We start from the raw sequence: 6,944 nt of genomic DNA, 5'->3' as shown, positions 1-6,944 counted from the left end.
GGTGTGGAGGATCGTCGTGCGGATCCGGTCCGGGTGGGTGGACCATGCGTGAGCAGACCTCGATAGAGGAGCTGATCAGCGGCGCCGCGCAGGACGCCGGCGGCTGGCTGGGCGCCCTGCCGGTGGCCCAGGTGGCCACGGGCTGCGACGGCCGGATCGTCCGCTGGAACCATGCCGCCCAGGAACTCCTGGGGTACCCGCCGCCCGAGGTTCTGGGGCGGCACATCGCCGACCTGCTGCACCCGGGCGCCGACCGCAGTCTGGGGCGGGCCCTGTGGGAGACGGCCGCCACGGGGCGCGGGGTGATGGGCACGGTGACCGCCTGGCACCGCGAGGGCCATCCGCTGGAGCTGGAGATCTGGGCCTGCCCGGTCCCCGACCGGCAGGGCTCGGCGTCGGCGGTGCTGGTGTTCGCCGCCGACGCCCACGCGGCGCGCCGCGTCCGCGGGTCGTCGGCGGTGTGGGAGGGGCTGTTCGCCCGGTCGCCGGTGGGGATCGGCGTCCTCGACACCCAGTTGCGCTTCCTGAGCGTCAATCCGGCCCTGGAGCGGATGAACGGCCTGCCGGAGTCCTCCCACATCGGGCGGCGGCTCGCCGAGGTGCTGCCCCAGGTGAACGCCGCCGAGATGGAGCAGGCGATGCGGGAGGTGCTGGACACCGGGGAGCCGCTCCTGGACCGGCGGCGCAGGGGGCGTACGCCGGCGGACCCGGGCCACGACCGGGTGTGGTCGTGCTCCTACGTCCGTGTCGAGGACCCCATGGACCGGCCGATCGGTGTGATCGCCACACTGGTGGACGTCACCGAGCAGCAGCGCGACCACACCGCCGCCGAGGTGGGCCGGCGCCGGCTCGCCCTGCTCAGCGAGGCCAGCGTACGGATGGGGGCCAGCCTGGAGCTGGAGCGGACCGCGCAGGAACTCGCCGACCTCGCCGTGCCGCACCTCGCCGACGTGGTGACCGTCGACGTCCTGGAGACCCTGGCCCGCGGAGGCGAGCCGGGCCTGGGCCTGACGGCGGGTGTGGAGCTGCGGCGCCTGGGCAAGTCCCCGCTGACCGGCAGGGCCCTCGGCGATGTCGTCGCCCCGATCGGGAGGACCCTCGTCTTCCCGGCCGGAGCCCCGTACACGCAGGCCCTGAGCGTCCGGCAGCCGTACGTCCTCGCCCGCTTCGACCAGCGGGCCGTCGCCCTCGCCGCCCGCCGCACCGACAGGCCGGCGCAACTGCTCAAAGCGGGGGTGCACTCGTTCATGATGGTCCCCCTCGTCGCCCGCGACCTGGTCCTGGGGGTGGCCACCCTGTACCGGACGCGCCCCGTCGGCCCGTTCGGGTCCGACGACGTCGTCCTCGCCGGGGAACTCGCCGCCCGCGCCGCCATCAGCATCGACAACGCCCGCCTCTACCAGCACGAGCACGAGACCGCGGTGCTGCTCCAGCGCAGCATGCTCCCGCAGCACATCGCCGCACCGACCGGCATCGAGGTGGCGCACCGCTACCTGCCCGCCAGCGACATCAACGAGGTGGGCGGGGACTGGTACGACGTCCTCCAGCTCCCCGACGGCAGGGCCGCCCTGTTGATCGGCGACGTCATGGGGCACGGCATGCCCGCGGCCGCGGTCATGGGCCGCCTGTCCGCCAGCGTCCGGGCGCTGGGGCGCCTCGACCTGCCGCCGACGGACATGCTGCACCAGCTCGAGGCGGCGCTCGCCGACCTCGCCGAGCCGATGCTGGCCACCTTCCTCTACGTCACCTGCGACCCGCGCACCGGCGAGTGCACCGTCACCCGCGCCGGACACCCCCCGCCGGTGGCGGTCCAACCGGACGGCAGCGCCCGGGTGGTGAGCACTCCGCCGGGCGTCCCGCTGGGCGTCGGCGGCATCGATTTCACCACCACCCGCCTGCTCCTGCCGCCCGGCTCCCTGCTGGTCCTGTACACGGACGGGCTCATCGAAGCCCGGGGCACCGACATCGACGAACGGCTCGGGGAGCTCACCCGGCTGCTCGCCGAACCCGAGCGCCCCCTGGACCACCTGTGCGACACCCTCGTCACGGGCCTGGTCCCCGCGTCCGCGGACGACGACATCGCCATCCTCATCGCCCGCATCGGCGTCTGACCGGCGACGACCGGCGGCCCGGGGGAAGGCCGCTGTCGCGCCCGGCGGGGGCCCGGATCCTTCGGTCAGGGCTTCACGTAGTCCGCCAGGTGTTCGCCCGTGAGCGTGGAGCGGGTGGCGACCAGCTCGGCGGGCGTGCCCTGGAAGATGATCCGTCCTCCGTCGTGGCCCGCGCCGGGGCCGAGGTCGATGATCCAGTCGGCGTGTGCCATGACCGCCTGGTGGTGCTCGATGACGATGACCGACTTGCCGGAGTCCACCAGCCGGTCGAGCAGGCCGAGGAGTTGCTCGACGTCGGCGAGGTGCAGGCCGGTGGTCGGCTCGTCGAGGACGTAGACGCCGCCCTTGTCGGCCATGTGCGTGGCCAGTTTGAGCCGCTGCCGCTCGCCGCCCGACAGCGTGGTGAGCGGCTGGCCGATGGTGAGGTAGCCGAGCCCGACGTCGGTGAGCCGCTGCAGGATCCGGTGTGCGGCCGGGGTGTGGGCTTCGCCGGCGGCGAAGAACTCCTCGGCCTCGGTCACCGGCATCGCGAGCACCTCGCTGATGTCGCGGCCACCGAGGTGGTACTCCAGCACCGCGGGCTGGAACCGCTTCCCGTCGCAGTCCTCGCAGGTGGTGGCGGTTCCGGCCATCATCGCCAGGTCGGTGTAGACCACGCCGGCGCCGTTGCAGGCGGGGCAGGCGCCCTCGGAGTTGGCGCTGAACAGCGCCGGCTTCACCCCGTTGGCCTTGGCGAAGGCCTTGCGGATCGGGTCGAGGAGTCCGGTGTACGTGGCCGGGTTGCTGCGCCGGGAGCCGCGGATCGGGCTCTGGTCGACCGAGACCACGCCCTCGTCGGCGGGGATGGAGCCGTGGACGAGGGAGCTCTTGCCGGAGCCGGCGACGCCGGTGATGACGGTGAGGACCCCGAGCGGGATGTCCACGTCGACGTCGCGCAGGTTGTTCGCCGTGGCTCCGCGTATCTCCAGCGTGCCGGTGGGCTCGCGGACCGCGTCCTTGAGGGCGGCCCGGTCGTCGAGGTGGCGTCCGGTGACGGTGCCGCTGCCCCGCAGCGCCTCGACGGTGCCCTCGAAGCAGACGGTGCCGCCCTCGGTGCCGGCGCCGGGGCCGAGGTCCACGACGTGGTCGGCGATGGCGATCGCCTCCGGCTTGTGCTCGACGACGAGCACCGTGTTGCCCTTGTCCCTCAGGCGCAGCAGCAGGTCGTTCATGCGCTGGATGTCGTGCGGGTGCAGGCCGACCGTGGGCTCGTCGAAGACGTACGTGACGTCGGTGAGGGAGGAGCCGAGGTGGCGGATCATCTTCACGCGCTGGGCCTCGCCGCCCGACAGCGTGCCGGACGGCCGGTTGAGGCAGAGGTAGCCCAGGCCGATCTCCGTGAACGAGTCGAGGGTGTGCTGCAGCGCGGTGAGCAGCGGGGCGACCGAGGGCTCCTCGACGCCGCGGACCCACTCGGCCAGGTCCCGGATCTCCATCGCGCAGGCGTCGGCGATGCTGATCCCGCCGATCTTCGACGAGCGGGCTGCTTCGCTGAGCCGGGTTCCGTCGCATTCGGGGCAGGTGGTGAAGGTGACGGCCCGTTCCACGAAGGCGCGGATGTGGGGCTGCATCGCCTCCTTGTCCTTCGACAGGAACGACTTGTGGATCTTGGGGATGAGTCCTTCGTAGGTGAGGTTGACGCCGTTGACCTTCACCTTGGTCGGCTCGCGGTAGAGGAAGTCCTGCATCTCCTTCTTCGTGAACCGGCGGATCGGCTTGTTCGGGTCGAGGAAGCCGGATCCGGCGTAGATCCCGACGGTCCACACGTTGTCCGACTTCCAGCCGGGGATGGTGAACGCGCCCTCGGCGATCGACTTGGAGTCGTCGTACAGCTGGGTGAGGTCGATGTCGGACACCGTGCCGCGTCCCTCGCAGCGCGTGCACATGCCGCCGGTGCGCTCGTAGGTCGCCTTGACGGTCTTGGTCTTGGCGGCGCCGCGGTCGACGGTGAGTCCGCCGCTCGCCCGGACCGAGGCGGTGTTGAACGAGTACGCGCTGGGCGGGCCGATGTGCGGCTTGCCGAGCCGGCTGAAGAGGATCCGCAGCATCGCGTCCGCGTCGGTGGCGGTTCCGACGGTGGAGCGGGGGTCGCCTCCCATGCGCTGCTGGTCGACGGTGATCGCCGTGGTCAGGCCGTCGAGGACGTCGACCTCGGGTCGGGCCAGGGCGGGCATGAAGCCCTGGACGAAAGCGCTGTAGGTCTCGTTGATCAGCCTCTGCGACTCGGCGGCGATCGTGTCGAAGACCAGCGAGCTCTTGCCGGAGCCGGAGACACCGGTGAAGACCGTCAGCCGGCGCTTCGGGATCTCGATGCTGACGTCCTTGAGGTTGTTCTCGCGGGCGCCGACCACGCGGATCAGGTCGTGGCTGTCGGCGGCGTGCCGTGCGGGCGGCTTCGGGTTCTTGCTCGTGGCCATGCTCTCGGTTGCCTCCATCTGTGGGGCCGTCCGGCTCGGTCGGACGGTCAGGCCAGTTCCTGAATGCGGATCAGGTTGCCGGCGGGGTCGCGGAACGCGCAGTCCCGGATGCCGTACGGCTGGTCGGTGGGCTCCTGGACGACTTCGGCGCCGTCGGCGGCCACGCGCTCGAAGGTGCCGTCGACGTCGGCGGTGGCCAGGAGGATGCCGGCGTAGGTGCCCTTGGCCATCATCTCGGTGATGGTGCGGCGCTCGTCGTCGGTGACGCCGGGGTCGGCGGCCGGGGGGTGCAGGACGATGGAAGTGCCCGGCCGGCCGGGGGGACCGACCGTGATCCAGCGCATGCCGCCGTATCCGACGTCCTTGCGGACCTCGAAGCCGAGGGTGTCGCGGTAGAAGGCCAGGGAGGCCTCCGGGTCGGCGTGCGGGAGGAAGCTCGCATGAATCCTGATGTCCATGCCCGTCACGCTAGCCGCGGCCCGGGGCCCGCGCTTCTCGATTCCTGATCGGTCTGGTGACCTGCTTCGCCACGCACGAGGGGATGCCCTCCGCCGCGCCCGCCGCCGCGCGCCGGTAGGCGCCGGGGGGCATGCCGACCAGCTCGGTGAAGCGTGTGCCGAAGGTGCCCGGGGAGGAGCAGCCGACGGCGAAGCAGACCTCCGTGACGCTGAGGTCGCCGCGCCGCAGCAGGGCCATGGCGCGCTCGATGCGCCGCGTCATGAGGTAGCCGTACGGCGACTCCCCGTAGGCCCGCTTGAACGTCCGGCTGAGGTGCCCCGCCGACATGTGCACGCCGCGGGCGAGGGCCTCCACGTCCAGCGGCTGCGCGTACTCGCGGTCGATCCGGTCGCGGACCCTGCGCAGGAGGGCCAGGTCGCGCAGGTGCTGCGCGGCGGCGGCGGACTTTCCGGTCATCCGGAAAATCGTGCCACACCGGCGTCCTTCCCCGCGGCCGCACCCTCGGCGGCGGCCGCACCCTCGGCGGGCTCCGCGTCGAGCCGGTCGACGAGGATGACGGCGACGTCGTCCGCCAGGGAGCCCTGCGTGTGGCGGACCAGTCCCCGGTGGAGGCTCTCCAGGAACTCCGGCCCGGTGCAGTCGCGCAGCGCCTCCATCGCCTCGGGCAGGGCGAAGAAGGCGTTGTCGCGGTCTCGGGCTTCGATGACCCCGTCGGTGTGCAGCAGCATCCGGTCCCCGGGGGCGAAGGGATAGCTGTCGGCTTTCTCGGGCAGGTCGGTGATGAACTCCTCCAGGCCCAGCGGCGGCATGGGGGAGGCGGGGGTCAGGGCGCTGACCCTGCCGTGGCTCAGCAGCAGCGGGGGCGGGTGGCCGCGGTTGACCACCTCGGCAGTCGGCCCGTCGTCCCGCACCTGGACCACGACCGCGGTCACGAACCCCTCCGTCACGCCGTCGCCGCCGGACGCGCCCGCCACGGCGGCGTCGCGACGCAGGGCCTCGCCGCAGTGGTTCATGACCTCGACGAGATCGTCCTCGTAGTGCACGGCCTCGCGGAACGCGCCCAGGACGACGGCGGCGGCCCGCACTGCGGGCAGCCCCTTGCCCCGGACGTCGCCCACGATCATCCGGACCCCGTACCGGGTCTGGACGGCGTCGTAGAGGTCGCCGCCGATCTGCGCCCCTTTCTCGGCCGCGAGGTAGAGGCTGGCCGCGCGTACGGGACCCAGCCGGTCCGGTACGGGGCGCAGCAGGACCTCCTGCGCGGCGGTGGCGATCCGGCGGATCCGGTTGAGCTCGTTCTCCTGGCGCGTCCGCGCGGCGCGGCTCGTGGTGAAGCCCGCCACCGACACGAGGAACAGGGCGAAGAAATTGGTGTAGACCTGTTGGCTTCCCCAGGCCTGGTTGTAGGTGGCGGTGGTGATGCTCACCCCGACGGCCAGCAGCACCGCGGCGAGCGTGCCCACGGGGCCCATGGTCACCGCGGCCAGGGCCGGAGTCGCGACCAGCACCGGGCCGGTGTAGATGAAGTGCGCGGGGGTGAGTTCGATGGCGAGCACCAGCAGTGCGATCACGAAGGGCACGCACTGCGCGAGCACGAAAACCACCTGGTGTTGACTGCCGCCTCCCGGTCCGGGAGGCAAGCGGAGGAGCGCCCTCATGGCTCAAGCCTGCCTCGCACAAGCGGATCGCTGCCAGTCGCAGCCGGGCGGCCCGGTCCTGCACGGGACGGGCCGGTCCTGCACGGGACGGGCCGGGACCAGCGGCAGGTCGCCGCAGGGCGGTCGGGGGCGTAGAAGGGTGGTGGACGGGCATGGGCCTGTGTACGGGCGTCGGGGCGTCCGGCCGGCCCCCGGGCCCCCTTTCCGCATGTCGAGCGCTGGAGAGCAGCACGGATGAGCAGCAGCCCCCCGGACGTACC

The 6,944-nt window shown here is 72.4% G+C and carries 5 protein-coding genes; 1 reads left to right on the top strand and 4 read right to left on the bottom strand.

Features of this window, described 5'->3' with window-relative positions:
• Positions 1-44: 44 nt before the first annotated feature.
• A complete protein-coding gene (locus HYE82_RS32210; protein WP_179177747.1) occupies positions 45-2,111 on the top strand; it encodes a SpoIIE family protein phosphatase in 2,067 nt (688 codons plus the stop codon).
• Between the two features lie 65 nt (positions 2,112-2,176).
• Here HYE82_RS32210 and HYE82_RS32205 read toward each other — a convergent pair whose 3' ends face one another.
• From HYE82_RS32205 to HYE82_RS32190, 4 genes are read right to left on the bottom strand one after another with little or no spacing between them, the layout of a single operon-like run.
• Complete coding sequence (locus tag HYE82_RS32205; RefSeq protein ID WP_179177746.1) at positions 2,177-4,567, bottom strand: excinuclease ABC subunit UvrA; 2,391 nt, start codon at positions 4,565-4,567, stop codon at positions 2,177-2,179.
• Positions 4,568-4,614: 47 nt separating this feature from the next.
• Positions 4,615-5,025, bottom strand: coding sequence for a VOC family protein (locus HYE82_RS32200; RefSeq protein WP_179177745.1), 411 nt, complete (start codon positions 5,023-5,025; stop codon positions 4,615-4,617).
• Between the two features lie 10 nt (positions 5,026-5,035).
• Positions 5,036-5,482 carry a helix-turn-helix transcriptional regulator gene (locus HYE82_RS32195; protein ID WP_179177744.1) on the bottom strand — a complete coding sequence of 149 codons (447 nt, stop codon included), beginning with the start codon at positions 5,480-5,482 and terminating at the stop codon, positions 5,036-5,038.
• Positions 5,479-6,621 carry a PP2C family protein-serine/threonine phosphatase gene (locus tag HYE82_RS32190; RefSeq protein WP_309144517.1) on the bottom strand — a complete coding sequence of 381 codons (1,143 nt, stop codon included), beginning with the start codon at positions 6,619-6,621 and terminating at the stop codon, positions 5,479-5,481. Before HYE82_RS32190 ends, HYE82_RS32195 begins: the two co-directional genes overlap by 4 nt.
• Positions 6,622-6,944 lie beyond the last annotated feature (323 nt).

The sequence above is a fragment of the Streptomyces sp. BR123 genome (genome assembly GCF_013401435.1).
Taxonomy (GTDB): domain Bacteria; phylum Actinomycetota; class Actinomycetes; order Streptomycetales; family Streptomycetaceae; genus Streptomyces.
This window is presented reverse-complemented; position numbering and strand designations above follow the sequence as displayed.